This window comes from uncultured Maribacter sp. (assembly GCF_947495965.1).
Classification (GTDB): Bacteria; Bacteroidota; Bacteroidia; order Flavobacteriales; family Flavobacteriaceae; genus Maribacter_B.
Genome location: NZ_CANMBB010000001.1, coordinates 972,703 through 998,884 on the forward strand (window position 1 = coordinate 972,703; position 26,182 = coordinate 998,884).

Sequence of the window (26,182 nt, forward strand, 5' to 3'; positions counted from 1 at the left end):
TGCATTCTTATTTAAATAGTAAAGCATGGCTCATTTTTATCCCCTAACGGTAAAACACATAAAACCTTTAACTCCAAGTTCTGTAGCAATAACCTTTAGTATTCCTAAAGAACATTTACAAACTTTTCATTTTGTACCAGGACAATACATTACCATAAAAAAAGAAATTAAAGGAAAAGAGTTACGTAGAGCTTACTCCATAAGTTCTTCACCAAAAAGTGAGACTATTACTATTGGTGTAAAAAAAGTAGATGCTGGCGGATTCTCTGATTATGCCAATACCAAGCTTAAAGAAGGGGATGTTTTAGAAGTAATGGCTCCGGAAGGTCGTTTTGTTTTTAATGCTACATCTTCTGCAAAAAACATTGCCGCAATTGCTGCTGGTAGTGGTATTACTCCTATTATGAGTATTGCAAAATCTGTTTTAAACAGTAATGCAGATAGTACATTTGTTTTGGTATACGGAAACAAGTCGTATAAAGAAACCATGTTTTATACCGATTTAATGAAACTGCAGTTAGAATATGCCAACCGATTCTTTGTGTATTTTACCAATAGCCAAACTAAAGAGGAGAACTCTCTTTTTGGTAGGATTGATGTTTCTACCATAAACTATGCCCTAAAAAATAAGCATAAAGAAGTTTCTTTTGATGGGTATTACCTTTGTGGTCCAGAGGCTTTAATTACTTTGGCAACTGCTACACTAGAAGAAAATGAAGTTCCTAAAGATAAAATACATTTTGAGCTTTTTACCAGTACCGAAATTAAAGAAGAACTTCCTGTAAGTGAAAGTGCGGATGGAAAAACACAGGTAACTGTTCTTGTAGATGATGAAGAATTTTCATTATCTATGAATAAGAAAGAAATTGTTTTAGATGCCGTTCTTAAAGAAAATATAGATGCACCTTACTCTTGCCAAGGCGGTGTTTGTAGTAGCTGTATTGCTCGTGTTACCGAGGGTAAAGCAGAAATGGTAAAAAATCAGATTTTAACCGATGGAGAAATTGAAGAAGGTTTAATACTTACTTGCCAAGCACACCCAACAACACCTACTCTAAAGGTAGATTTTGATGACGTGTAGATTCTAAATACGCTTCTATTTTTTTTACTGCATGTTCATACCCTATATGAAAGGCTTTGTCCATACCTTTTTTATCTAAAAGACCTATTTCTTCTAGCTCTAAAGGTTCTACCACTACGTTACAAGATTTTAGTTTTTCTTTAGAGGATGCATATATCATTAAACCAGTAACTCTTCCGGCTAGTTTAACTGCATTCGTTAAATCTTTTTTTTCTAAAGGACTAACTACTGAGGCATTACTGCCAATAATAAAGTTAGAATTTTTCTTAACAGGTTCAATAGGAAAATTATTCATAATTCCGCCATCTGCATATAAATAACCATTCATTTCTACAGGACTAAAAACTGGAGGCAAAGCAGAAGAAGCTAATAATGGTCGTATTAATTCTCCAGTTGAAAAATAGGTTTCTTCTCCCTTCTGCAAATTAGTTGCTACTAAATATAATTTTTTAGATAAAGCCTCAAAAGAATCTTCTGGAAAGTAGTTTTTAAAAAGAGAAATATATTTATCAGTATCTATAAACCCAGCCTTGGCCATGGTTAAAAAATTATACTTAAAAAGTGGTGTACTTTTAAAAAAATCTAACATTTCTTCTATACTATTTCCGTTTGCATACAATGCCCCAACTAAGGCGCCTGCACTACTCCCTGAAACCGTAGTGGCATTTATATTATACTCCTTCATAGCTTTAATTACACCTATGTGCGCAAGCCCACGAACGCCTCCTCCAGAAAGTACTAGGCCTACCGAACCTAAATCTGTATTTGTCTTTGCCATTTTACTATAATTCTTGTCTAAAATTACCCTTTTTATAATTAAAAAACATCCAATAATTCTAAATAAAACAAACCCTGTAGTTTGTTTTGTATCTATTGCTTAAAGAAATAAATACAAAAAAACTTTTTACCCAACAAACAACTCTCTTTACCGTATTCTAAATAATGAAATACGTTTAAAATACTTTCTATAACAAACTAACTAGTCTTTTCTTTATTCTTAATTAAAAAAATAAAAAACTATCTTTTGTAATGAAAAAAAGAAGCTGCCGACCAATGTAAAAGCATCTTTTTTTGTGTAAGTTTACTTTAGAATCAAGGAAATGACATTTACAAGTTCAAAACAAACTGCCATTGTTTTTTTTGCGCAATCTTCTATAGAAGAAGTAAAGCACAAAAAAATAGCTAACGGTATTTCTTTGTTTTCGGCTTTAACAAAAAAGACATTAGACACTATTTCTAAGTCTAAGCTTCCATTTTTTCATTTTACAGAACAAGAACAAGTAGGAAATACTTTTGGAGAGCGTTTTACCAATGCAATATCATCGGTCTACAATTTAGGATATGAAAATGTTATTACAATTGGTAACGACACGCCGCAATTAACAACAAGCCAATTACTTAGAGCGGCTAAAGAAATTTCTGAAAATAAAACTATTTTAGGGCTGTCTGCAGATGGTGGTTTTTACCTTATGGGTTTATCTAAAAGTCAGTTTAACGCTAGCTTTTTTAAAAATTTATCGTGGCAAACAAATTCCTTACAAAAGGAAGTTTTTTCTTGGGCAAATGCATCTAAAATTACCATCTATAAGCTAAAAACATTTAAAGATATTGATGTCGAAAAAGATGTTTTTACAATAACTTCTTTATACAGCTTAAGAAATTCTAGTTTTTATATTCTACTACTTCAATTTGTTCAAGAAGCCAAAAACATATTCTACTATTTACAAAATATAGTTATTTCATCTACCAAAAGAATCTTCTACAATAAAGGATCCCCTTCCTTACAATTGCAATAAACTTTTATATAAATAACTATGTAGGTTCATTAAACCCTACAAATAATCATTTTTTATACCTATTAATGAAGTATACAATGCTTTTATTTGTCCTATTTGCTAGTGCATTAGGCCATTCACAACAAACCATATCCGGAACTATTACAACTATTTTTGGAGACCCAATTTCTAATGTAAATATTACATTAGTAGGAACCTCAAAAGGAACTGCCTCAGATACAAATGGTGCTTATACCTTAGATGTTCCTAATTTTCAAGGCGCATTACAATTCTCTGCCCTAGGGTATACAACACAAGTAATACCAATACACTATAATAAAACCGTAAATGCTGTTTTAGAAGAATCTTCAGAACAGTTAGATGAAGTAGTTTTAACTGCTTTAGGCTTTAAAAGAGAAACTAAAGAACTAGGCTATGCTGTACAAAGTATAAATGCCAAAGGAGTAACCGAAGTAAAATCTGCCAACTTCCTAGATAATTTAAGCGGAAAGCTGGCTGGCGTAACTATTAACCAAGGTGCAACAGGAGTTGGTTCTTCTTCTAAAATAACTATTAGAGGAGAAGCCTCCTTCTCTAATAACAATCCACTTTTTGTGGTAGATGGTGTTCCTATTAACAATAACTCTGTTTTTAATTTTACCAATGAAGCCGCTGCAGGTTTTCAGGAAATAGATTTTGGTAACGGTGCCATGGAGGTAAATCCAGATGATATTGAAGAAGTATCTGTTTTAAAAGGTCCTAGTGCTGCTGCATTATACGGAACACGAGCGTCTAATGGAGTTATTTTAATACAGACCAAAAACGGCTCTAAAAACAAAGGTTTAGGTATTAGTTACAATACCAGTTTCTTTGTAGATTCTGCTTTTCGTTTACCAGATTTTCAAAATGAATATGGTCAAGGTAATTCTGGACAATTTGCCTATATAGATGGCCTTGGTGGAGGTACTAATGATAATATAACCTATAGTTGGGGGCCAAGATTAAATGCAGGCAACCTAGTGCCTCAATTTGATAGTCCTGTGACTCTTGCAAATGGTACGGTAGTACGTGGTGGTGATACTGCTCTTTACAGTGGTTTGCCAATAACTGCAACTCCGTTTAACGCTAACCCAGACAATCTTAAAGATTTTTATGAAACAGGAACTACAGCCATAAATAACTTAGCAATAGCTTCTAATTTTGATAAGGGAAATCTAAGACTTTCTTTTACCGATTTACGAAGCAAGTCTATTATTCCAGGAGTTAATTTAGATCGCCAAACCATAGCCGCACGTTTAGGATTTAAGCCCACAGAAAAACTACATATAAATTCTTCTATAAGCTATGTAAATTCACAGAGTGATAATAGGCCTTCTAGTGGTTATGGTTCCGAGAATGTAAATTATTCTTTAGTAGCGTGGGGACCTCGTTCTTTAAATATTAATAATCTAAAAAATTATTGGCAACCTGGCTTAGAAGGCACACAACAATATTCTTTTAATTATACCTTTTTTGATAATCCATACTTTATCTTAAATGAAAACACCAATTCTTTTAATAGAGATAGAGTTTTTGGTAACCTTTCTGCCAAGTATGATGTTACCAATAATTTAAGTGCTACCATACGCACAGGAATGGATTATTCTAGCGAGTTAAGACAACTTAAACGTGCGTATAGCTCTAACAGGTTTAGCAATGGTGCGTATGCAGAGCATGATGTTTTTTTTAGAGAAATAAATACCGATTTTCTTCTAAATTATAAAAACAAATTTGGTGATTTTAAAGTCGATATTTCTTTAGGTGCAAATAGAATGAACCAAAGAGCAGTAACGAACCAATCACAAACCACAAGTTTAGCACAACCAGGAATTTTTAAACTATCTAATGCAGCATCACCAATTGAAGTATTTGAATTTGCATCGGAAAAAAGAATTAACAGCTTCTATGGTTTAGCCAAATTCGGATATAAGAACTTTCTATTTTTAGATATTACTGGAAGAAACGATTGGTCTAGCGCACTAGCAACACCGTTTTCTGTAGATAATACGTCTTTCTTTTACCCTTCTGTTTCTACAAGTTTTATAATTTCTGAGGTAGTAGATTTACCGCAAGAAATTTCTTTTGCAAAATTAAGAGCTAGTTGGGCACAAGTTGGTAATGATACAAATCCGTACCAAACTACAGGTGCTTTTGTAGCACAAACACCATTTAACGGACAGCCCACTTTTAGTGACCAAAATACCATTGCAAACGCAAACCTTAAACCAGAGCAAACCTCCTCTTTTGAGGTAGGAGCAGATATTCGCTTTTTTAAAGACCGCTTAAACTTTGATGTTTCCTATTACAATGCCGTTACTAAAGACCAAATTATTTCTTTACCTATTGGTATCTCTTCTGGTTTTACCCAACAAGTAGTTAACGGAGGAAAAGTACGCTCTAAAGGGGTTGAAATTATTCTTAATGCTACTCCTGTTCTTACTACAGATTTTAGCTGGAACACCACCTTTAATTTTAGTAGAAACAGAGCTACTGTAGAGAGCTTGCCACAAGATGGTGGCTTATTAACATTGGCCTACTCTAGAATATACGACAGTCAAAACCAAACGGTATTTTTACAAGCAGAAGAAGGTGGTCGTATTGGAGATTTATATGGTACTGGATATTTAAAAAATGAAAATGGCGACTTTATACTAACGGATGAAGGCCGTTATATTCCAGATAATAATCTACAAAAATTAGGAAATTACAATCCAGATTTTATGCTTGGTTTTAATAATCAATTAAATTATAAAAAATGGGATTTAGGCTTTTTGTTAGATTGGAGACAAGGCGGTATTATAGTTTCTAGAACACGCGCCTTAGGTAATGTTGGTGGTCAATTAGCAGAAACGGCTTTTAGACCAGAAGAAGGTATTGTTCCTCAAGGTGTTGTTAATGTTGGTACAATAGATACTCCAATATATGAACCTAATACCACAGCCGTAACTGCAGAGAGTTATTACCGCCAATTTTATGACCGTAACCATGAAGAAAACAATACCTATGATGCTTCTTTTTTAAAACTTCGTCAGGTTTCTCTAGGCTATACTTTTGATAAATTAAAAGTTTTTAAAAATGACGCTACTCTACGTGTTTCTTTCATAGGAAAAAATTTATTTGCAATAACAGAGAATCCACACTTTGACCCCGAGCAATTAGCTGTTCAAGGGCAAGGATTTATTAGCGGTATAGAAGACATGTCGTACGCTACTACTAGAAGCTTTGGAATAAAAGCAGGATTTAATTTTTAAGATACTATAATGATATATAAAAAATATACAATACTAATAACACTTTGCATTATTGCAACAGTATTTTCTTGTACCAAAGACTTTAAAGAAATAAATACGAATCCTAATGCTCCTGTTAGCGTACAACCAAGTTTACTTTTAAGACAAGTAATTTATGATTATGGAGAGCAAATGTCTTATGAAGGTTTTACTGCAGGAAACTTATTGGGGCAGTATACTACAGCATTAGATTTTAATCTTTTTGACCGCCATGATTTAAAATCACCACAACTTGGTGGTAATCCTTGGCCAATATTATATACTAATCTTAGAGATAACGAACAAATACTAACGCTTGCTTTAGAAAATGAAACTTTTGCTGTTTATGAAGGACCTTCCAGAATACTAAAAGCATATATGGCTGGTGCACTTACCGATATTTTTGGTGATGTTCCCTATTCCGAAGCTTTTAAAGGGAAAGACATTACGGTAACACCGGCTTATGATACACAAGAATCTATTTACTTAGAAGAAGGTGGTATACTAGATAATTTAGAAAAAGGAATTACTGCAATAGAAAACTATAACGGTTCTATAACCTTAGAAGGCGATATTCTTTTTAATGGCGATTTAGATGCATGGGTTCGTTTTGCTAAATCGTTACAATTAAAATTTTTAATGCGTATTTCGGATAAAGAAAATGTAGCAGCACAAATACAAGCTTTATATACCGACAACAAGTTTATTGCAAACAATTCTCAAAATGCAAAATTTGATTTTACAGACGGAGAACCAAACAATTTTAGACTAGCAAGATTACGTGTTGGCGATTTTAACAACTTTGTTTTATCAGAAACAATGGACGACATATTAACCAATTTAAACGACCCTAGGCTTGCTACATTATTTAGACCTTTTAGTAATAGTACTACAGGAGAATACAACGGTTTACTAAATGGTATAGATGCCTCACAAACCTCCATTGCATTAGCAGATTATTCTTTAACAGGAACTATTTTTAGAGAGAACCCTGGAGTTTTAGATGCTAATTTTATGACTAGTTGGGAAACCAAATTTTTACTTGCAGAGGCCGCAGAAAAATTACTTATTTCTGCTGATGCACAGATATTATATGAACAAGCAGTAGAAGAATCTTTTGCGTATTGGGGTACAACATTACCAACAAATTACCTTACTACTGTTGCAGCATATGGGCAAAACGGGCAAAATCCTATGGAACAAATTATTACCCAAAAATGGATTTCTAATATGATAAATGGTTATGAAGGGTGGATAGAATATAGAAGAACAGGCTACCCACAACTTAAAACTATCTCGGCAAGCTTAAACAACAATATGCTTCCTGTTCGTATGCCCTACCCAGCTGAGGAAGAAGCCTTAAATAATAGCAATTATACAGAAGCCTCTACTAACACAGATGGTAATAGCATAAATGTAAAAGTATGGTGGGATGAGTAATAATCCTTCTAACTACCAAAAAAGGACATTGTTACTATTACGGTAGAAAATAAAAATATATGAAGTACAATGGTATTATAACGCTAATAGAATCCTCCCCTTTAGGGATAGAGGGGATTCAATGGGCATTAGTAATAACATCTAGTTTGGTGTTGTTTTTCTTGTCTCCATTAGCAAAAAATACCAATCAGTTTTTTATGGCTAAGCATCGTAAAAAAGCCCCCAATGCCTTTATGTTAATGGGTAGTTTGGTAATCTCTTGGATATTTGCAAAGAGTATTACCAATGCCGCTAATTTAGGTTTAGCTTTTGGTTTAGTTGGTGGTGTTGCCTATGCAGCGTATTATGTATCCTTTGCAGTTGCTGGTATTGTTATTTATAAAATGAGAACCAAAGGAAATTATACAAGCATTCATCAGTTTTTAACTACTAAATATGGTAAAAGTGCCGTTGCAGTTTTCTCTATATTAATAGCTTTTCGTTTGTTTAATGAAGTTTGGAGCAACACCATGGTAATTGGCTCATACTTTGGTGCTATAGGCACTAGTGGTTATTATTGGTCTATTTTAGTTTTTACTGCGCTTACTTTATCCTATGTATTAAAAGGTGGAATGAGTAGCTCCATTTTCACAGATGTAATTCAGATGGGGTTATTTTCTGTATTAATACTAGTTATTCTTGGAGCTATATTTAATGCTGATGCTTCTTTTACAGCCTCTAAAGTAATATCTTCTGGAACTTGGTCTTTTGAAATGGGTTTAAATTTACTCTTTGCAGCTTTACTACAGTCATTAAGTTATCCTTTTCATGATCCTGTTCTTACAGATAGAGGGTTTATTAGTAGTCCTAAAGTAACTTTAAAAAGCTTTTTATGGGCAACTCTTATAGGGGCAATATGTATTATTTTATTTAGCATAATTGGGGTTTATGCCCAGTATTCAGAGCTTAAAGGACAAGCTGCAGTAGAAGTAGGTAAAGCTTTTGGTGTAGTTATTTTACTTGTAATTAATTTTATAATGATAACCTCAGCAGCTTCAACATTAGATTCTACCTTTTCTTCATTTTCTAAACTCCTATCTATAGATTTAAATCTTGGAAATACTTTAAAATTTGGAAGAGGCTCTATGGTAGCTATTGCTGTTCTAGGCACTATACCAGTTTTTCTTGATGCAGAAATACTTTCTGCAACTACCATAAGCGGTACTATGGTCATAGGCCTTACCCCTGTATTTATATTTTGGCATAAAAAAGCAGCAGCACTTAGTTTTCATTTAAGTGTTTTTGCTGGAATTATTTTTGGTTTTTTATTGATTTTTAAAATATTTCCACAGCAATTAATTTTTACTACTGGTAAATATGCAGATTTACTTTGGATTAATTTCTGGGGTATTCTTAGTTGTGTAACCTTATACTTTATTCCCACATGGATAAAAAAATAATACATCTTGGAGAGCGTAAAGGCAAAATGCTAATTTTTGGTGGTGTTTATAGCAACCTACAGGCATTACAAGCCTTAAAAGAGGTGTCTAAAGAAGAAGGTATTGCTCCTGAAAATTGTATTTGCACAGGAGATATTATTGGTTATTGTGCACAGCCCGAAGAAACAATAAAACTATTTAAAGAGTGGAAAGCATTAAGCATTTTAGGTAATGTAGAATTACAATTAGTTGAAGGAGCAGAAGATTGTGGTTGTGATTTTACACAAGGGAGTAGGTGCGACAATTTTTCTAAATTATGGTACCCGTATGCACAAAGTAAATTATCTAAAGAATCTTTAAATTGGATGGCTACTTTACCACACCATATTTCTTTTACATACGGCTCTAAAAAAGTTAGCGTTGTGCATGGTTCTTATTCTAATATATCTGAATTTATATTTGAATCTACACCAGACCAAATAAAAGAAGAAAGCTTAAAAAACTTAAATTCTGATATTATTCTTGCAGGGCATTGCGGTCTACCTTTTCATTCTACCATAAATGAAAGATTATGGCTAAACCCCGGTGTAATAGGCATGCCTGCTAATGATGGTACTTCTAGAGTTTGGTATATGATTCTAGAAAACATAGAAGGCAGCATAAATTATACTCATAGGTATTTAAATTATAATTACGAACAGGCTTCTTCCCTAATGGAAGAGAATAATTTACCAATAGAATATACTAAAACCTTAGTTTCTGGTATATGGGATAACATGGAAATATTACCCGAAATAGAAAAGAAATTACAAGGAATACCTTATGATTTTGAAACATATATAAAAGAATATCAAACTATAAAAAAATAAACATGGCAGATTCTTATTACGACCCAAAAGATTTAAGAAAATTTGGAAAAATAACTGAATGGAGTGAAAATTTAGGAACAAAATTCTTTGACTATTATGGCGAGGTTTTTAAAGAAGGAGCTTTAACTGCTCGCGAAAAATCTTTAATTGCATTGGCTGTAGCCCACACAGAAAAATGTCCTTATTGTATAGATGCGTATACAAAAGATGGTTTGCAAAAAGGAATTACTAAAGAAGAAATGATGGAAGCCGTTCATGTAGGTGCTGCCATAAAAAGTGGTGCTGCCCTAGTGCATGGTGTACAAATGATGAATAAGCACGATAAATTATCTATGTAACCTTCTAAGTATCTGAAGGAAAACTAAAAAATATTTTTATTAAAATGAAAGTAATACGTTAAATAGAGTACTAAGCATGTATTACTTTTACTAATTAGAAAAAATGGCTACAAAATCATTACAAGCAAAGGGGGAAGACTTAGCAATAGCTAATAAACAACTAGAAATTTTAAATGGAGGTATTTTCGCAGATGGAGAGCTTCCTTATTTTAAGGATAATATTGCTAAAATTGGTCATTTTCCTTTACGTCCAAAAAAGTTAGAAATTCTTCAGATAAATGTTGGCTATATGTGTAACCAAGTTTGTGAGCACTGTCATGTAGATGCTGGTCCCGATCGTAAGGAGATAATGACACGTGAAACCATGCAACAATGTTTAGAAGTAATTAAAAACACTGGAGCGCATACACTAGATTTAACTGGAGGTGCTCCAGAAATGAACCCTGACTTTCGTTGGTTTGTAGAAGAAGCCGCAAAAGCTGGTATTAAAGATTTTATTGTACGCTCTAACCTTACAATAATTAGAGCAAATAAAAAGTATTACGATTTACCAGACTTCTTTAAAAAACATAATGTACACGTTATATCTTCTATGCCACATTATACCCGTGGAAAAACAGATAAACAACGTGGCGATGGTGTTTTTGACAAGTCTATAAAAGCATTACAAGAATTAAACGAACGTGGCTATGGTATGCCTGGTAGCGACTTACGATTAGATTTAGTTTACAATCCGTCTGGTGCATATTTACCAGGAGACCAAATGGCTTTACAGGCAGATTTTAAAAAAGCTCTTAAAGAAGATTTTAATATAGATTTTCATAATTTATTTGCAATTACTAACTTACCAATAGCGCGGTTTTTAGATTACCTAATAGCATCTGAAAATTATGAAGACTATATGTATGCATTAGTAGAAGCTTATAACCCTTCTACTGTTGCAAATGTTATGTGTACCAATACTATTTCTATAAGTTGGGATGGTTGGCTATATGATTGTGATTTTAACCAAATGTTAGATTTAAAGGTTGCAAGTAAGGTAAAGCATATTAAAGATTATAATGAAGATATATTAAATGATAGAAACATAATTATATCACAACATTGTTATGGTTGTACCGCTGGTTCTGGTAGTAGCTGCCAAGGAACAGTTGCTTAAAAAAAATTTTTCTGCGTAGTTCCCCCGGCAGGAAAAATGTTTGCAAAACCTCTATTAATTTAGGGGTTTTTGTATTTTAAATCCCTTTTAAAAATTAAAAAAGAACAGTTTATCTTATTTATACTACCGTTTAACAAACTAGGTAGTTTGTAATTATAGTGAAGAATATGGTAGTTCATCGAGCTTTTTACTTTTTAACGATTTTATACAACATTACATCTTTTAAAATACTAGTAAAACTAAGTTCGGCGGTTCTTTGTATAGAGACTTAACGGTCTGTTTAACCCAAAACCCAAATCTTATGAGTAATAGTATAAAACGCATGGCTACCATGCAAAGAATGCAAGTAACAGGACTAGAGTTATTTTATAAAAAAGGATATTATAACACTAGTGTAGACGATATTTTAAAAGAACTTTCCCTTTCTAAAGGAGCTTTTTATTATCATTTTGATTCTAAAGAAGACTTTTTTGTTCAAATTATAGACAACCTTATTGTTCGTAGAGTATATAGTATGTTAATTGAACCTATAGAAGGCCATGATAACCCTTTAGACTTAATTACAAACTGTTTTGATAATGCATTAGAGACCGCTGTTCATAATGAAATGGACTTTGGTTTTATGTTAAGTAACTTAATTGCGGAATTTAATGGTAAAAATGATACCATAATGAAACATTTAACCGATGTTTTAAAAATATGGGAAGTAAACCTAGTTACAACATTACAAAAAGGAAAATTTAATGGTTTTATAGATAGACACGTAGACTGTGAAGGCGTTGCCACCTATTTAATGAGCTCTTTTATTGGTATTAGAACACTCATGACCGATGTTGCTCCAAGTGCACGTAAATACAGGTTTATGGCGCAATTAAGGCAATATCTTAAAAGTATAGAATTAAAGCCAGAAAGCGTATAAATTAACTTTTACTCGATAATCGAGATTTAAATGCTCCGACGCTTGCGTAGAAATCAATGCTAATTTTACTTCTAATGCCTTGTGGTCTTGCCCTGAGGTAGTTTACTTAAAGTATCCACAATTTTTTGAACTATATTTTTGGGTTCTATAGTATACATTACCCTTTCATAACCCTCTGGGAATTTATTTCCATAAACAGATGTTGGTAAGAAAGGGTATTGTTTAGTGTCTGATATTAAACAATTTTCCATTTCTTGCCCAAAAGGAGCAAAACCAGCATAAGGGTGTGTAACTCCCCAAAGTGTAATTGTAGGTACACCATACATTGCGGCTAAATGTGAGTTACCACTATCCATAGCCAACATAACATCTAGATTAGAAATAAGGGTAAGTTCTTCTTTAAAACTCAAATTGCCTGCAATATTTATACAATTAGAATACGTTTCTTCTAACTTTTGAAGTTGCTTTTTTTCCGATTTTCCACCTCCAAAAAGTAAAATAGTATTCTCGTTTGTAGCATTTATTTCTTTTATAACCTTCTCCATTAATTCTAATGGATACATTTTGCCTTTAAAAGCAGCAAAAGGTGCAATTCCTATCCATTTTTTTGGAGAAGATCCTACTAATTTTACAATACTATCTTCTATAGGCTCTCTTTGTAATACATTTTCTTTACAAAGGTTTATAGTATACCCTAATTTTCTAAAAACATCCGCATATCTTTCAGGAGTAGTTTTTAAAGGATGTATGTTCTTAACTTTAAGAGCCGTTAATGCCTTTTTTTCTTGTCTGCCTTTATTTATCTGAACAAAAGGAATAGAGCCTAAAACAAAATATGTTTTTAAAATATTACTTCGTAAAACATTATGCAAATCTGCCACTTGAGAAATACCTAAATCTTTAAGTTCTTTAGATAGTTTTCTTAAACCAAGAACACCTTTATGCTTCCCTTTAACATCTGCCTCATAAACTTCTACATTTTTTAATTGCGCAAACATAGGTTTAAAAAAAGCCCTAGTTAAAACCGTAATTTTTATTTGAGGGTTTTGCTTAAGTAATGCAGAAAGTACAGGAATAGTCATTGCTACATCTCCCATTGCGGATAATCGTATAACAAGAATATGCTTTTGTGCGCTCACAAGAAATGTAATTCAATTTATTTTTGACCTCTAAGAACTGGGTTTAGCTCATCATCATTATACATTTTCATTTGCTTATAGACCTTCATAAACTTAGAACCTTCTTCAATATCTAATAATAATTGATCTATTGCAGTTGTAAGGTCTTTTTTCTGCTCTAATAGAACATTCAATTTTGTAGTACAAGTTGTTATATGTTCTGCAGAAGCATCTTTACGGTCTACTTCTTCTTGCATATGATAAATCTTTAAAGACAAAATAGACAAACGATCTATTGCCCATGCAGGACTTTCTGTATTAATAGAGGCATTTTCTTTTATTTGTACCGCTTGGTATTTATTCAGAAAATAACTATCTATATACTCTACTAAATCTGTTCTATCCTGGTTACTAGCGTCAATCTTACGTTTTAATTCTAAGGCAGCTAATGGGTTAATTTCTGGATCGCGAATAATATCTTCATAATGCCATTGTACGGTATCTATCCAATTTTTTCTATATAAAAGATGCGAAATTTCGTTCTTTGGATATGGGTTTTCAAAAGGCTGATTTACATCATCCAAAACATGGTATTGCTGAATGCTTTTTTCAAAAATATCGAAAGCAAATTGACTAAACATAATAATAAATTTTAAACAAAGATACCTATTTTATGATAGGAATAAAGTAGAACAAAAAACTAATAAAGGAACTAAAATACTTAGTATTAATGCTACTTCTTTAAATTTAGGTTTTTCTATAGATTCTACATAGTTTGTGAAAAAAATAGCAGAAGAGAAAAAAGTTAAAATAATAGGGTTTCCATCACCAAAAGATAATAATACAATTACTAAACCTAGAAGAAAAACATACGAAATTAATCGCATCGTAGTTACTTTACCAACACCCGAGGCACCCATTTTAAGAAAAGCTAATACACTAATAAAAATATTTAGTAAAATGTAAATACTATATTTAACATTAGTTCCCCAATTTAAAAAATACTCTTTATTAAAGCGAAAGCTAAAGGTATACTGTTCTACAAAAAAAGAAGCAGAATTTGCTAAAATTAAAATGCTATAAGTTATGGAAGTAAAAGCAACTATTCCTACAAATGGTACTAACCAATTTCTTATATTTTTAGGCTCGTAAATATAAATTGCAGCAAAAACAAGTATTAAAAACAACAAAGACCAATTGTAAAATAATGAAGCTATTAAAATCCATAAAGTGGCGTCAAAAATTTTTAACTTAATACTTTTTAAAGATTTTATACTTAATATTCTTCTAATTGCTAGCAACAAGAAAAAAAGACTTACTATAGCTTTACTATCTAGTAGGGTTTCAGGAAAAACAAGGCATAATGCTGCAAAAAACAAGATTGCAAAAGAATTTGCCCCTGTAATTTTATTTCGCTGAATAATAAAATTAGAAACAAAAACACTACTCATTAAAATTACTACAATTGTTGCTTTTATAAGTATTTGCTCTGTTTTTAATTCTGTGTTAGGGAGATAAAATTGTACTAACCAATAGAGCAAAAACAGAAAAGTTGCGACAATAATGTAATTAATTGGCTTTGTTTTGCCAAAAATGCTTGAAATCATCCTTGATTTTTATATTTTTGCACCGTAAATATACTATAAGATGAAAGCATTTTTTGAAAGCATACAAGATTTATTTGTAAATGTACTTTTTGCTCCTTTAGACACATTACGTTTTATGGAGAGTTGGTGGGCTGCAAATACCATTAATTGGATTTTTATGATAATAGGATCAATAGCTATGGTTTATTGGATGCTAGAATTAAAAAAATATAACGATAAAGGAGAAGAAGATAAGAGTAGCACAAGCCACTCTTACCTATAAATCAAATCCTAAGTCCTTACGATAATTCATCTTATCAAAATGTAGTTTTTCTATATTTTGATAAGATTTTTTTAGTGCTTCTTTAAAATCTTTACCATAAGAGGTAATTGCCATTACACGCCCCCCATTAGTTACAACCTTATCATTTTCTATTGTTGTTCCTGCATGAAATACTAGAGAATCTTCTATAGTATCATAACCAGTTATTTCTTTTCCTTTTTCATATGCCTCTGGATATCCGCCAGAAACTGTCATTACTGTAGTTGCTGTACGATCATCTAATTCCAAATTAATAGCATCTAAAGTTTGGTTCCCAACTGCCTGAAAAACTTCCACTAAATCATTTTTAATTCTTGGAATAACCACCTCGGTTTCAGGATCTCCCATTCGAACATTATATTCTATAACAAGAGGGTTATTATTTACCTTTATTAAACCAATAAAAATAAATCCTTTATATGGTAAATTATCCTTTTTAAGCCCTTCTACGGTAGGAATAACAACTTGCTTATGGATTTTATCCATGAAGTCTTCATCTGCAAAAGGAACGGGTGAAATAGCCCCCATACCTCCGGTATTTAATCCAGTGTCTCCTTCTCCTATACGTTTATAATCTTTGGCTGTTGGCAAAACCTTATAACCTTCACCATCTGTAAGAACAAAAACAGAAAGTTCTATACCATCTAAAAACTCCTCAATAACTACTGTAGCACTAGCATTCCCAAATTTAGAATCTACCAGCATTGCTTTTAGTTCATCTTTTGCTTCTTGTAAATCTTTAAGAATTAAAACTCCTTTACCTGCTGCTAAACCATCTGCCTTTAATACATATGGTGCATTTAAGCTTTCTAAAAAAGTATACCCTTCTTCTAAATTAGCAGAAGTAAAGCTTTTATACTTTGCTGTTGGAATATTATGTTTGTACATAAACTCTTTCGCAAACTCTTTACTACCTTCTAATGTAGCTGCTGCTTTTTGCGGACCTATTACTGGAATACTCTTTAAAGCATCATCCTTTAAAAAAAAATCATGAACTCCGTTAACCAAAGGGTCTTCTGGGCCAACAATTACCATTTCTATAGTATTCTCAATCACCGCTTTTTTTATAGCTTCAAAATCATTAACACCTATAGCTAAATTAGTGGCAATCTCTGCTGTTCCTGCATTACCAGGTGCAACAAATAAATTAGATAATTTAGGACTTTGTTTAAGTTTCCAAGCAAATGTGTGTTCGCGGCCACCAGAGCCAAGAATAAGTATGTTCATGGTAAAAAATTTTGGCAAAAATAGGTTATGCCAATTTATAATTTAAGTTTTCTAAGAAAAATTACGATGTTCTTTTTTTAGAAGCTCTTCTTTAGAAAGGGATTTAAAATAATCAAATACAATTTTTAATCCTTCTGAACGCTCTACTTTAGGTTCCCAATCTAATATTTCTTTTGCTTTGGAAATATCTGGTTGTCTTTGTAATGGATCATCTTGAGGTAAAGGTTTGTATATAACTTTCTGAGAGGTTCCTGTAAGTTTTATTATTTCTTCCGCAAATTCTTTTATAGTTGTTTCATGCGGGTTTCCAATATTAATTGGATCAGTATAATCGCTCATTAATAATCTATATATCCCTTCTACTTGATCATCTATATAACAAAAAGAACGTGTTTGTGAACCATCTCCAAAAACAGTTAAATCTTCTCCACGTAATGCTTGCCCCATAAAAGCAGGAACAACCCTACCATCATTTAAACGCATTCTAGGGCCATAAGTATTAAAAATACGAACTATACGAGTATCTAACCCATGAAAGCGATGATACGCCATTGTAATGGACTCCATAAACCTCTTAGCCTCATCGTAAACTCCTCTTGGACCTATTGGGCTAACATTGCCATAATACTCTTCATTTTGAGGATGCACTAATGGATCACCGTAAACTTCGGAAGTTGATGCAACTAATATTCTTGCATTTTTTTGTTTTGCTACTCCCAAGAGATTTAAAGTACCTAAAGAACCAACCTTTAGGGTCTCAATAGGAATTTTAAGATAATCTATAGGGCTTGCTGGGGAAGCAAAATGCAGTATATAATCTAACTTGCCAGGAACATGAACAAATGTACTTACATCATGGTGCTGAAACTCAAATTGTTTTAATGGGAAAAGGTGTTCTATATTTTTAAGATCCCCAGTAATAAGATTATCCATACCAATTACATGAAACCCTTCTTTTATAAAACGATCACATAAATGAGATCCTAAAAACCCTGCCGCTCCTGTTATTAGTATTCTTTTCATATTTGTTAACTAAATTCCTCTTGAGAATAATACAGTTGTAACTGTTTTAAAAATTACTCGTAAATCTAAATTTATAGATTTATTTTTTATGTAATATAAATCATATTCTAATTTTTGGATAGAATCTTCTAAAGTTTCTCCATACTTAAATTTAACTTGAGCCCATCCAGTAATTCCTGGCCTTATAAGATGTCTAATATTATAAAATGGCGTTATTTCATTTAATTTTTCAGTAAAAACTTTTCTTTCCGGCCTAGGGCCAATGAATTGCATATCTCCTTTAATTACTGAAATTATTTGAGGTAATTCGTCTATTCTAAATTTTCGCAATATTTTACCAAATTCTGTTATTCTTGCATCATTTTTAGCTGCCATTTTAGCACCAAATTTCTCAGCATCAACAACCATAGATCTAAATTTATAAATATTAAATTCTCTTCCAAATTGTCCCACTCTTTTTTGAGTATAAAACAAAGGACCTTTATTAAAAAAAAGATTTAATATCCATACAAATGGCGCACAAAAAAGAAATATTGACCCCACAAAAAGGGATAAAATAAAATTTATTAAAAAACTAAATACTTTATGAAGATACCTTATTCTTCTGTTCTGTAGTTGAAGAATTTCAAAAAAACTATCATTGTGTGATTTAATTGGAAGAGCCTCGTAAACATTTTCATAAAACGATGTGTATGAAATTGCTTCTTTTCCTTCTAATATTGAATGAAGAAGTCTGTTCTCTAACTTTTGAGGAAAATTACTATAGCCTTTGGTATTTATTATCCAAGTATCTATTTTATCTGTTGCAGTGAAAAATTTATTAGTAATTAAGTTATTTTCATTTATACAATAGGAAAGTTTTACTTTATAAAAAGTTTCCATGTCAAAACCGTCAATAACTTCGACATCATTTTTTAAATCATTTTTAGACTTTTCTTCATATATATAAAGAACATTTTTAGTAGTAGGAATTATTTTAAAAACATTTCTAAAAAAAAGCCTCCATAAAAAAATCTCTAAAGGTGTTAATAATAAAAAATATAATAAGGGTTTCCTCCAAAAACTAACATCGAAAATTAATACTGAGAGAATAAAAACAATAAATACAAATAATACTGATATATATACTGATTGAGAAAATAGATATTTCCTTTTTGACACTTTTTCTAAATTATAAAAATCTAAAATATATGCTAAGGAAAAATAAGTAATAACACCAATTAAAAAAAGACTAATTTTAAGTTTTACTGAAATAAATTCTCTATCTATAGAATGATTTATTAACACATTTAATTTGGTCAGTACAACTATCAAATCTCCAACAAAAAGAATAAACTTCCTTTCTATAGAATTTAATATAGGTGTTTTAATCATTATTGATAAATATTTAAGACAAGCGAAATAAAATGCAAAAATACTAAACTTTAATTATCTCTTTTTTATTTTGTGAATTCTCTAAAATTGCACAAAGTAATGTTATGATAAAAATATTATATGTTGCAATACCATAAGCCCTTTGTAAAAAACTTTCGGTACAAAAAATAACTAATAAAAAAACAAAAATTGAGATTAAAAAAAAATTCTTTTTTCTATGTAAAAAACGCATGTTCCAAACTATAAAAATTAGAAAAGCTAATACCGAAAATATTCCAGCAGAAGCAAATAAAAATAAGTAGTGATTATGGGTGTTAAATTGGCGTCTTTGAAAAAGAGTGGTGTCAAAATTTTCCTTATAACATTCATTTAAATAAAATTGTAAATCTCCTACACCTATACCTGTTAACCAATCTTCTTTGGTTATTAATAAAGTACAATAAAAAATACCTGTTCTTAAATTAGTAGATGTAAGATTGTGAGAATCTGGCATTACTAGTCCTGAAGAATATATTCTTGTAAATCTCTTTTGAATAAAGTCATTACTATAAACCAAAGCAATTACTGCAAATAACATACCTCCTAAAAAAATAGTGTTTTTTCTTTTTTTTATACTAGTTACAAAGTATATAACTAAAGCTACTAAAAGAGCTATAATTCCTATCCTTGAAGTTAAAACTAAAATAACAGATACTAATAATATTACCGCTCCTAGTTTTATATAATCTATTTTATTAGATAGTTTATCAATAAGATATAATACCGCTATTCCCATATATGCTGATACATATGTTGGGTGCAAATCAAGAACTTCTATTTTAGATAATACTTCTCTAAAAAACCTTGCAGAAAAACCAACCTTAGAGGTGTAGTAATATATAAAATTACTTATAAGAAATAAGCATAAAATTACATTTATAAACACAAAATAATTCCAAGTTTTATTTAATGTTTTTTTGTTTGGAATAACTTTAGGAGAAAATATAAGACAAATTGGCGTTAGTAAAATGGGGCATTGTTTTATGATAAGGTCTACTCCTTCTTTCAGATTGGAAGTATAAAATAAACTGAATATTAAAATCAAAAAAAAACCTGTAAATAAAATAAAAAGCTGAAAAGAATTATCACTTATTCTTTTTTTATCAAATTTTATAATTCCATATAAAACGAATGCTGTAATTGACATTGTCACTAAAAAGAAAGGTAATATTGGAAATGAAAATATAAAGAAAAGTAAAAAAAGCTGAATGTTCTTTTCACATAAATATTTTTCTTTAATAATTAAAAAAAAATTCATATTTGTTGCATTCTATTTATGTACTTTGCAATAACAATTTTTTCATCAAATTCATTTAGAGCTTTTTCTCTACTTTTATCTCCCATAACTTTTCGTTGGTAAGAATCTAGCTTTAAAAAACTTTTTATTGCTACTGCTAAACTATGTTCACTTTTAATTTCGCATAAAAAACCATTTACTGTATCTTCTACAATTTCTTTACAACCAATATGATTTGTTGTAATAATAGGTTTTCCCATAGATATTGCCTCTATTAAACATCTAGGAATACCTTCTCTATAATAAGAAGGGAGGACTATACAGTCCGTTTCTCTTATCTGCTGACGAACATCATCAGAAAATCCTAAATAGTTAATTAAGCCTTTTGCTTCCCAACTTTTTATTTTCTCTTCTGAAACTGCCTTCTTATCTTTAGAATCAAACTTCCCTAATAATTGAAATTCAACATTATTATATTCTTTCTTAACTATTTCTATGGCTTTTATGTACTCATTAATACCTTTATCCCATAATAGCCTTGTTATTACACAAAATACTATTTTACCATTCTCTTCTTTTAACTTAGGCATTGGACTAAAATATTGAGTATTTGCTCCAGAACCAGGAACATTTATTGCTACACTATCATTAACAATTCCATTTTTAATAAAAAGTTCCCTATCATCATTATTTTGAAAAAAAACAGTGTTAACTTTTCTAAAAGCATTTTTACACACAAAAATTAAAGTCTTTTTTAATAAGTTTTCACTTGAAAAACCTTGCCCTAATCCTGTTATATTAATTAAAATTGGACGATTTAATATTCTAGCAGAAATAGAAGAATATAAATTAGGTTTAATTGTATATGACAAAATAAAATTGGGGCTTATTTTTTTTATTTTTTTATAAAAAGTATAAAATCCTTTTAGTTCTGCAAATGGATTAAACCCTTTTGCGTCTATTTTCACATCAACAAAATTACATCCTAATTTTTTTAAATTCTTAACATATTTGTCATAAGGGGCTAAAACATAAATTTCATAACCCTTACTTCTCAATTCATTTATTAAACCCGTTCTATAATTATTAATGGACCAAGAGGTATTAGATATTAATAATACTTTTTTTGACATTATACTATTTTTGTGTTCGTATTATATTTTTCTCTTTAAGTATTTTGTTAACTTCTATTTCTCGAAGTTCAATTTTATTTTTTTCAGAATTATAGTGATTAAAGATTATTTTACTCCCATCAACATTAAAATATGGATGCGGATGTGCTGGATGGTTAAATACCTTTACTGGACATACTCTATACAACTTATCTGCATTAATATCATAAATTAGTATCCAATTAGTTTTTTTAAACGTTTTCCTATAAGTATCTAAAACTACAAGGTTTTTAAAATTAGACGCATGGCTAACGTAAAACTCATTTGTATAGAACAAAGGAACAAATTCCTTTAATTCTTCCTTATATTGTAATAACCCACTCAAAATTTTTCTAGCAGGACTACCGTATTGAATTAGAAAAATATCATTCTCATCTTGTCCCATTTTATCAAAAAACTCATGCCCAACTTCTACATACTTATTAGATTGCCAAACATTAAATAAAGTGTCTTTTTCAATATTCCATTTCCAAACCCTGTCTTGCACCCAGGAACCTTCATGAGCAAACATTATAATATTAGAGTCCCATGGACAAATTTGAACATGATTTGCAGTTGGCTTTTCTGTACCTACAAAAGGAGATTTTTTTAATAACAATTCTTCACTTAATATATTTAATCTAGCTAAGAAAGAAATTTTTCCAATACTCAAAGTAAAGGATAAAAAATCTCCCTCATTTGTGATATGCAAAGGTGCCCATAGTGTATATTTTTTTGGCACCTCAAAAATACATTCCGCTTTCATTTTTTCAATTTGTGAAAAATCTACAACATAAATAGTATTGTTATTTGCAAAAAATAGCTTCTTAAGCTTATTATTTAATATTAATGTTAACCCAAAGTGATTAACATCTTTATAAATATCAATATTCTTAAAATCAGTAACTTTTATTTCCTTTTTATTATAAAAAAGATAAATGTTGGTATTCTTATTTTCTTCCTTACAAAAAAAAAAATTATCAGAATCTATATATAATGAATTAGTTTGGTAACCCCCATGAATGCTAGACTCTTCAGAAAAAAAATTTTTTATATTTATCTCATTTTCAATGACATTTTTTGTAGAAATTTTTTGACAAAAAATCAAATTTGAACAAAATAATAATAATATATATTTCATTTAGCTATTATATATAGATTGATATGCTTTAATTGTATTAGTAATATTATATTTTTTAGAAATTAAAAGACCCTTTTCTTTTAATTCATTTTTTAATTCATCAGAGTTGTATAAAGTCATGATTTTCTCTTTCAAATCACTTGCTTTATTAACATTAAACTTTAAAGCTCCATTTTCAACAATATTAGATAAACCATCCACATCAGAAACTATTGTTGGAATACCACAAGCCATTGACTCAATAGCAACTAAACCAAAACCTTCCCATAAAGATGGAATTATAGAGATATCTGCTTGTTTTAAAAATGGAAATATATTTTCTTGTATTCCTAAAAAATGTATACGATTACATAAATTATATGTTTTGATATTGTTATTAATCTCTTCATAAGTTTCTCCTTCACCAATTAATACTAAATGGAAATTTTTATCTAAAATATTAAGAGCTTCTATTACAATTTTATGGTTTTTTAAACTTGTAAACCTAGCAATCATTATTAAAATAAAAAAACCCTCTTTTTTAAGTTCTTTAATACGTTCTAAATCTTTTGATTGTTCATTTTTTATAGATTCTATTTTTGTAAAATCTATTCCATTATTAACCGTTAAAATATTATTTTTAAAGAAAAGAAATGATTTTAATTTATGGGTAGTTGCATCACTTATTCCAATTATTATATCATAAGACTTATATAAAAAAGATTCTATTATTCTGAATATTAATTTGTTCCTTCTTCTATTATTTGTACTATGTTCTGTTGTAATGTTAGTTACCTTTTTAAAAAAAGGAGCTACAAAAGCACAATAATAATTTGCTGGAAATAAATGACTATGCATTACATTGTAGTTCTTCTTTTTAATCAGACTATAAATAGTTCTAAAATTTCCTAAACTATATTTTCCGTATACAGAAACTATTACTTTTATATTATTATGCGATGCAATTGCATCCTCAAAGTCATTCTTGTTTTCTAATAAAACTATATCAATTTCATTTTCCCTGTTAAGTTCATTAGAAACTATATCTATCAATAATTTCTGTGCACCCTCTCTTTTTAGATTATTAATTACATGTAATATTCTCATACAGTTTTCAATGCATTATATTTTTTAGTTTCCGCTTGCATTATTCCAAATAAAACCCACAAAAAGGGATACCAAAAATTGGTTATTATTTGGTAATGTATAATTAAAATAAATAAAGCTAAAAATACTCCAAATTTATTGGGAGTTATTGCATAATAATAATTAAGACAGGTGACAAAAGTAAAAAAAACTAAACATAAGAGACCTAGAAAACCAGAAAACATCCATAAGTCTAACACCATATTTAAACTAGAAGCACTAGAAGAATACTCTTTAAAAGCCATTGCTCCGATACCAAAAAAGAAATTATCTTTAACAAGCCCTATTGCCTCTTGAAATCTAATGGTTCTATCATTAACAGAGTTATTTTCTTTATTTAGACTAACCTTTTTAAAAATAGAATTAGAATATTTATCTACATAATCTCTAGACTTTTCATTTGTTGCTACGAAAAGAATAAAACTTAGAGCAATTATTGAACTTATGATGAGAACTTTTAAGTTTTGTAAACTTTTTATAAAGAAATAAGTGCCTAAAATTAATAAAGAAATAAAAATGGTAAAACTAGAGCTAAGAAGAATTAACGCTATTAAAACAATTAGAATAGAAGCTATTTTATGCGAAAATTTTAAATTTTTTATATAAGGAATTAATAAAGGTATACAAAACTCAAAGAAAAGAGACATATGACCAGATTCTTCGGCAAAACCTCTTGGTCTATAAAACAACCCTAGAAAAGTAGCCCCATAAGTATTTACTCTTTGTCTTGGGAGCTCAATAAATAAAGCGGGTTTAAAGTTTAATGTTATAAACTCATAAATAACAAAAACACTAGTAATCATTAACGCGTAATACAACATCTTGTAAAACACTTTACTATGTTTAGAGTACCAAAATATAATACTTTTTTGAAAAACTAAATATAAAACAACAAATGAAATAATGTATAAGAGACTACTTATGTTACAATAAGCATTAATCATAGTAGAAAAAACAAGAAAAAACAAGAAAAAAATATAAAAGAAATCTATCGTATTAAATTTTATCTTATCCCAACTAACAATAAAAAGTATTATAAAAATAAACAATGGCAATGAAATCTTTTCTGCCAAGTCAAAGACCCCTATAAGTGGCAAAGAAAGTATAGCAACACTAAAAATTAATTTTTCTATAGAAAATTTCATTTTAAAAAATTATTTCTAAATCGGATTGCTAAAATTTCAATATTTCTCTTTATGTATATATAATTTGATAAAAAAATATTTACTCCCATGCTTTTTCGAATAGAATTATCCTCTTTAGCCGATAAAACTAAATTACTGCTTTTATATGTCGCCCCACCATCTCGCATGTTTATAATCACAGAATCTATAAAATAAAAAGGTATCTCCTTAATAACAGCTTTGTATATGAATTCATAATCTGCAGACAATCTATATGCATCATTATAATAACCTATTTTTTCATATACACCATTACTTATAAATGTAGCTGTAAAATTTATTGGCATTCTCCATTTAATATTTACATTTAATGGTCTTCTATATCCTTTTGTATCCTTATACTTTCCTTCAAAAGTAATCTGATTCCTTAACCCAGTAATGATATAATTACCTGATAGGTTATTACTTGCAGAAACTACATCTAAAACACTATTTTTTAAAAAATAATCATCACTACTTAAAATTCCTATTAAGTCACCAGAACACAGCTTAACACCTTTGTTCCATGCATCATAAATCCCTTTATCTTTCTCGCTTTTATAACTGAAATCTATTTCCTTTTCCTCAAATTTACCTTCAAAAGATTGTATTATTTCTAAAGTGCCATCTGTTGATAGACCATCAATTACAATGTATTCTAAACTATAGGAATCATTAATTCCATTTAAATTTAAAACGGAATTCATACATTCCTCTATTGTAACTTTACTATTAAAACAAACCGTAATAATGGAAATTTTCATATAAACTATATACTTTAAGGACTATATTTTCTTAATAAATTTAATAGGATTTCCTCCCCAAACTTCGTTAGGAGGAATATTCTTAGAAACAACACTTCCAGCGGCAATCACTGAATTACAACCAATATTAACTCCTTTTAAAATTATTGATCCTGTGCCAATAAACACTCCATCACTAATATAAACAGGTTTAGTTTTAATACCAGATTGTGGCTCTTTAATTCTTTCTTTTAAATGGATTGAATGAAAGTCAGTATCATAAATCTTACAATCTCCTCCAATAAACACTTTTTTTCCAATGAAAATATTATTTACACAATAAATTGATGAGTTTGACATTGCTACCCCATCCTCTATTTTTAAAATAGCATTATTATTTACAACAATACTCATAAAAGTTTGTCCGCCAATAGGATTGAATTTAAAACTAGAATTAATTACTACATTTTTTCCAAACTTGAGATTTCCTTTTGCTCTTAAAAAAAGGATTCCATTTATTCGTAAATTTTCATTTTTCTTTACTCCAAAAAGAAAAAAATAAAAAGTATTAATTAAATTATATTTTATTTTTAATATTTGATAATATATAAACTTCATTAGTATTT

At 30.0% G+C, this 26,182-nt stretch carries 24 protein-coding genes; 10 read left to right on the forward strand and 14 right to left on the reverse strand.

Annotated elements, in window-relative coordinates:
- Positions 1–25 precede the first annotated feature (25 nt).
- Positions 26–1,081, forward strand: coding sequence for a ferredoxin--NADP reductase (locus tag Q0820_RS04015; protein WP_298485319.1), 1,056 nt, complete (start codon positions 26–28; stop codon positions 1,079–1,081).
- Here Q0820_RS04015 and Q0820_RS04020 read toward each other — a convergent pair.
- Positions 1,050–1,859 carry a patatin-like phospholipase family protein gene (locus Q0820_RS04020; protein WP_298485321.1) on the reverse strand — a complete coding sequence of 270 codons (810 nt, stop codon included), beginning with the start codon at positions 1,857–1,859 and terminating at the stop codon, positions 1,050–1,052. The two genes, Q0820_RS04015 and Q0820_RS04020, sit on opposite strands and share 32 nt — an antisense overlap.
- A gap of 322 nt (positions 1,860–2,181) precedes the next feature.
- Here Q0820_RS04020 and Q0820_RS04025 point away from each other — a divergent pair, with 322 nt between their 5' ends.
- The 8 genes from Q0820_RS04025 to Q0820_RS04060 all read left to right on the forward strand — a co-directional run bounded on the left by Q0820_RS04025 (position 2,182) and on the right by Q0820_RS04060 (position 12,307).
- A complete protein-coding gene (locus Q0820_RS04025; protein ID WP_298485323.1) occupies positions 2,182–2,877 on the forward strand; it encodes a DUF2064 domain-containing protein in 696 nt (231 codons plus the stop codon).
- Positions 2,878–2,942: 65 nt separating this feature from the next.
- Positions 2,943–6,146, forward strand: coding sequence for a SusC/RagA family TonB-linked outer membrane protein (locus Q0820_RS04030; protein ID WP_298485325.1), 3,204 nt, complete (start codon positions 2,943–2,945; stop codon positions 6,144–6,146).
- 9 nt (positions 6,147–6,155) lie between these two features.
- Positions 6,156–7,604 (forward strand): SusD/RagB family nutrient-binding outer membrane lipoprotein, encoded by a 1,449-nt coding sequence (locus Q0820_RS04035; protein ID WP_298485327.1) that lies wholly within the window; start codon positions 6,156–6,158, stop codon positions 7,602–7,604.
- A 59-nt stretch (positions 7,605–7,663) separates the two neighbouring features.
- Positions 7,664–9,043: a sodium:solute symporter gene (locus Q0820_RS04040; protein WP_298485328.1), complete on the forward strand. Its 1,380-nt coding sequence runs from the start codon at positions 7,664–7,666 to the stop codon at positions 9,041–9,043.
- Positions 9,028–9,891, forward strand: a complete 864-nt coding sequence (locus Q0820_RS04045; protein ID WP_298485330.1) for a metallophosphoesterase family protein — start codon at positions 9,028–9,030, stop codon at positions 9,889–9,891. The genes Q0820_RS04040 and Q0820_RS04045 overlap by 16 nt, the downstream gene beginning before the upstream one ends.
- A 2-nt stretch (positions 9,892–9,893) precedes the next feature.
- Positions 9,894–10,229, forward strand: coding sequence for an arsenosugar biosynthesis-associated peroxidase-like protein (locus tag Q0820_RS04050; RefSeq protein ID WP_121064259.1), 336 nt, complete (start codon positions 9,894–9,896; stop codon positions 10,227–10,229).
- A gap of 103 nt (positions 10,230–10,332) precedes the next feature.
- A complete protein-coding gene (gene arsS / locus Q0820_RS04055) occupies positions 10,333–11,388 on the forward strand; it encodes an arsenosugar biosynthesis radical SAM (seleno)protein ArsS (protein WP_298485332.1) in 1,056 nt (351 codons plus the stop codon).
- 301 nt (positions 11,389–11,689) lie between these two features.
- Positions 11,690–12,307: a TetR/AcrR family transcriptional regulator gene (locus tag Q0820_RS04060; protein WP_298485334.1), complete on the forward strand. Its 618-nt coding sequence runs from the start codon at positions 11,690–11,692 to the stop codon at positions 12,305–12,307.
- Positions 12,308–12,378: 71 nt separating this feature from the next.
- Here Q0820_RS04060 and Q0820_RS04065 read toward each other — a convergent pair whose 3' ends face one another.
- Genes Q0820_RS04065 through Q0820_RS04075 form a run of 3 tightly spaced genes read right to left on the reverse strand, consistent with a single transcriptional unit; the run spans position 12,379 to position 15,032 of the window.
- On the reverse strand, positions 12,379–13,446 hold the full coding sequence (locus Q0820_RS04065) for a glycosyltransferase family 9 protein (protein WP_298485336.1): 1,068 nt from the start codon (positions 13,444–13,446) through the stop codon (positions 12,379–12,381).
- Between the two features lie 17 nt (positions 13,447–13,463).
- Positions 13,464–14,066 carry a DUF4254 domain-containing protein gene (locus Q0820_RS04070; RefSeq protein ID WP_298485337.1) on the reverse strand — a complete coding sequence of 201 codons (603 nt, stop codon included), beginning with the start codon at positions 14,064–14,066 and terminating at the stop codon, positions 13,464–13,466.
- A 30-nt stretch (positions 14,067–14,096) separates the two neighbouring features.
- The gene (locus tag Q0820_RS04075; protein ID WP_298485338.1) at positions 14,097–15,032 is read right to left on the reverse strand and encodes a DUF6427 family protein; all 936 of its coding nucleotides are present in this window, start codon (positions 15,030–15,032) and stop codon (positions 14,097–14,099) included.
- Between the two features lie 40 nt (positions 15,033–15,072).
- On the opposite strand from Q0820_RS04075, the gene Q0820_RS04080 reads away from it, so the two are divergent.
- On the forward strand, positions 15,073–15,294 hold the full coding sequence (locus tag Q0820_RS04080; protein WP_298485339.1) for a uracil phosphoribosyltransferase: 222 nt from the start codon (positions 15,073–15,075) through the stop codon (positions 15,292–15,294).
- On the opposite strand, the gene purD is transcribed toward Q0820_RS04080, so the two are convergent.
- The 10 genes from purD to Q0820_RS04130 all read right to left on the reverse strand — a co-directional run bounded on the left by purD (position 15,289) and on the right by Q0820_RS04130 (position 26,174).
- Positions 15,289–16,560, reverse strand: coding sequence for a phosphoribosylamine--glycine ligase (gene purD / locus Q0820_RS04085; RefSeq protein WP_298485341.1), 1,272 nt, complete (start codon positions 16,558–16,560; stop codon positions 15,289–15,291). The genes Q0820_RS04080 and purD overlap by 6 nt on opposite strands.
- 51 nt (positions 16,561–16,611) lie before the next feature.
- Complete coding sequence (locus Q0820_RS04090) at positions 16,612–17,583, reverse strand: UDP-glucuronic acid decarboxylase family protein (RefSeq protein WP_298485343.1); 972 nt, start codon at positions 17,581–17,583, stop codon at positions 16,612–16,614.
- Between the two features lie 9 nt (positions 17,584–17,592).
- A complete protein-coding gene (locus Q0820_RS04095; protein ID WP_298485345.1) occupies positions 17,593–18,957 on the reverse strand; it encodes a sugar transferase in 1,365 nt (454 codons plus the stop codon).
- Positions 18,958–19,000: 43 nt separating this feature from the next.
- Positions 19,001–20,041, reverse strand: a complete 1,041-nt coding sequence (locus Q0820_RS04100; protein WP_298485347.1) for an O-antigen ligase — start codon at positions 20,039–20,041, stop codon at positions 19,001–19,003.
- A 209-nt stretch (positions 20,042–20,250) separates the two neighbouring features.
- On the reverse strand, positions 20,251–21,366 hold the full coding sequence (locus Q0820_RS04105) for a glycosyltransferase family 4 protein (protein WP_298485349.1): 1,116 nt from the start codon (positions 21,364–21,366) through the stop codon (positions 20,251–20,253).
- A gap of 4 nt (positions 21,367–21,370) precedes the next feature.
- Positions 21,371–22,525 carry a hypothetical protein gene (locus tag Q0820_RS04110; protein WP_298485350.1) on the reverse strand — a complete coding sequence of 385 codons (1,155 nt, stop codon included), beginning with the start codon at positions 22,523–22,525 and terminating at the stop codon, positions 21,371–21,373.
- On the reverse strand, positions 22,526–23,611 hold the full coding sequence (locus Q0820_RS04115; RefSeq protein ID WP_298485352.1) for a glycosyltransferase: 1,086 nt from the start codon (positions 23,609–23,611) through the stop codon (positions 22,526–22,528).
- Positions 23,608–24,471 carry an O-antigen ligase gene (locus Q0820_RS04120; RefSeq protein WP_298485354.1) on the reverse strand — a complete coding sequence of 288 codons (864 nt, stop codon included), beginning with the start codon at positions 24,469–24,471 and terminating at the stop codon, positions 23,608–23,610. The genes Q0820_RS04115 and Q0820_RS04120 overlap by 4 nt, the downstream gene beginning before the upstream one ends.
- Before the next feature lie 320 nt (positions 24,472–24,791).
- A complete protein-coding gene (locus tag Q0820_RS04125) occupies positions 24,792–25,577 on the reverse strand; it encodes a glycosyltransferase family 2 protein (protein ID WP_298485355.1) in 786 nt (261 codons plus the stop codon).
- A 21-nt stretch (positions 25,578–25,598) separates the two neighbouring features.
- Positions 25,599–26,174 (reverse strand): acyltransferase, encoded by a 576-nt coding sequence (locus Q0820_RS04130; RefSeq protein WP_298485357.1) that lies wholly within the window; start codon positions 26,172–26,174, stop codon positions 25,599–25,601.
- Positions 26,175–26,182 lie beyond the last annotated feature (8 nt).

Excerpts from the sequence above, each read along its gene's own strand:
- Q0820_RS04015 (WP_298485319.1), top strand. The coding sequence starts at position 26 with ATGGCTCATTTTTATCCCCTAACGGTAAAACACATAAAACCTTTAACT.
- Q0820_RS04020 (WP_298485321.1), bottom strand. The coding sequence starts at position 1,859 with ATGGCAAAGACAAATACAGATTTAGGTTCGGTAGGCCTAGTACTTTCT.
- Q0820_RS04025 (WP_298485323.1), top strand. The coding sequence starts at position 2,182 with ATGACATTTACAAGTTCAAAACAAACTGCCATTGTTTTTTTTGCGCAA.
- Q0820_RS04030 (WP_298485325.1), top strand. The coding sequence starts at position 2,943 with ATGAAGTATACAATGCTTTTATTTGTCCTATTTGCTAGTGCATTAGGC.
- Q0820_RS04035 (WP_298485327.1), top strand. The coding sequence starts at position 6,156 with ATGATATATAAAAAATATACAATACTAATAACACTTTGCATTATTGCA.
- Q0820_RS04040 (WP_298485328.1), top strand. The coding sequence starts at position 7,664 with ATGAAGTACAATGGTATTATAACGCTAATAGAATCCTCCCCTTTAGGG.
- Q0820_RS04045 (WP_298485330.1), top strand. The coding sequence starts at position 9,028 with ATGGATAAAAAAATAATACATCTTGGAGAGCGTAAAGGCAAAATGCTA.
- Q0820_RS04050 (WP_121064259.1), top strand. The coding sequence starts at position 9,894 with ATGGCAGATTCTTATTACGACCCAAAAGATTTAAGAAAATTTGGAAAA.
- arsS (WP_298485332.1), top strand. The coding sequence starts at position 10,333 with ATGGCTACAAAATCATTACAAGCAAAGGGGGAAGACTTAGCAATAGCT.
- Q0820_RS04060 (WP_298485334.1), top strand. The coding sequence starts at position 11,690 with ATGAGTAATAGTATAAAACGCATGGCTACCATGCAAAGAATGCAAGTA.
- Q0820_RS04070 (WP_298485337.1), bottom strand. The coding sequence starts at position 14,066 with ATGTTTAGTCAATTTGCTTTCGATATTTTTGAAAAAAGCATTCAGCAA.
- Q0820_RS04075 (WP_298485338.1), bottom strand. The coding sequence starts at position 15,032 with ATGATTTCAAGCATTTTTGGCAAAACAAAGCCAATTAATTACATTATT.
- Q0820_RS04080 (WP_298485339.1), top strand. The coding sequence starts at position 15,073 with ATGAAAGCATTTTTTGAAAGCATACAAGATTTATTTGTAAATGTACTT.
- purD (WP_298485341.1), bottom strand. The coding sequence starts at position 16,560 with ATGAACATACTTATTCTTGGCTCTGGTGGCCGCGAACACACATTTGCT.
- Q0820_RS04090 (WP_298485343.1), bottom strand. The coding sequence starts at position 17,583 with ATGAAAAGAATACTAATAACAGGAGCGGCAGGGTTTTTAGGATCTCAT.
- Q0820_RS04095 (WP_298485345.1), bottom strand. The coding sequence starts at position 18,957 with ATGATTAAAACACCTATATTAAATTCTATAGAAAGGAAGTTTATTCTT.
- Q0820_RS04105 (WP_298485349.1), bottom strand. The coding sequence starts at position 21,366 with ATGTCAAAAAAAGTATTATTAATATCTAATACCTCTTGGTCCATTAAT.
- Q0820_RS04110 (WP_298485350.1), bottom strand. The coding sequence starts at position 22,525 with ATGAAATATATATTATTATTATTTTGTTCAAATTTGATTTTTTGTCAA.
- Q0820_RS04115 (WP_298485352.1), bottom strand. The coding sequence starts at position 23,611 with ATGAGAATATTACATGTAATTAATAATCTAAAAAGAGAGGGTGCACAG.
- Q0820_RS04120 (WP_298485354.1), bottom strand. The coding sequence starts at position 24,471 with ATGTTGTATTACGCGTTAATGATTACTAGTGTTTTTGTTATTTATGAG.
- Q0820_RS04125 (WP_298485355.1), bottom strand. The coding sequence starts at position 25,577 with ATGAAAATTTCCATTATTACGGTTTGTTTTAATAGTAAAGTTACAATA.
- Q0820_RS04130 (WP_298485357.1), bottom strand. The coding sequence starts at position 26,174 with ATGAAGTTTATATATTATCAAATATTAAAAATAAAATATAATTTAATT.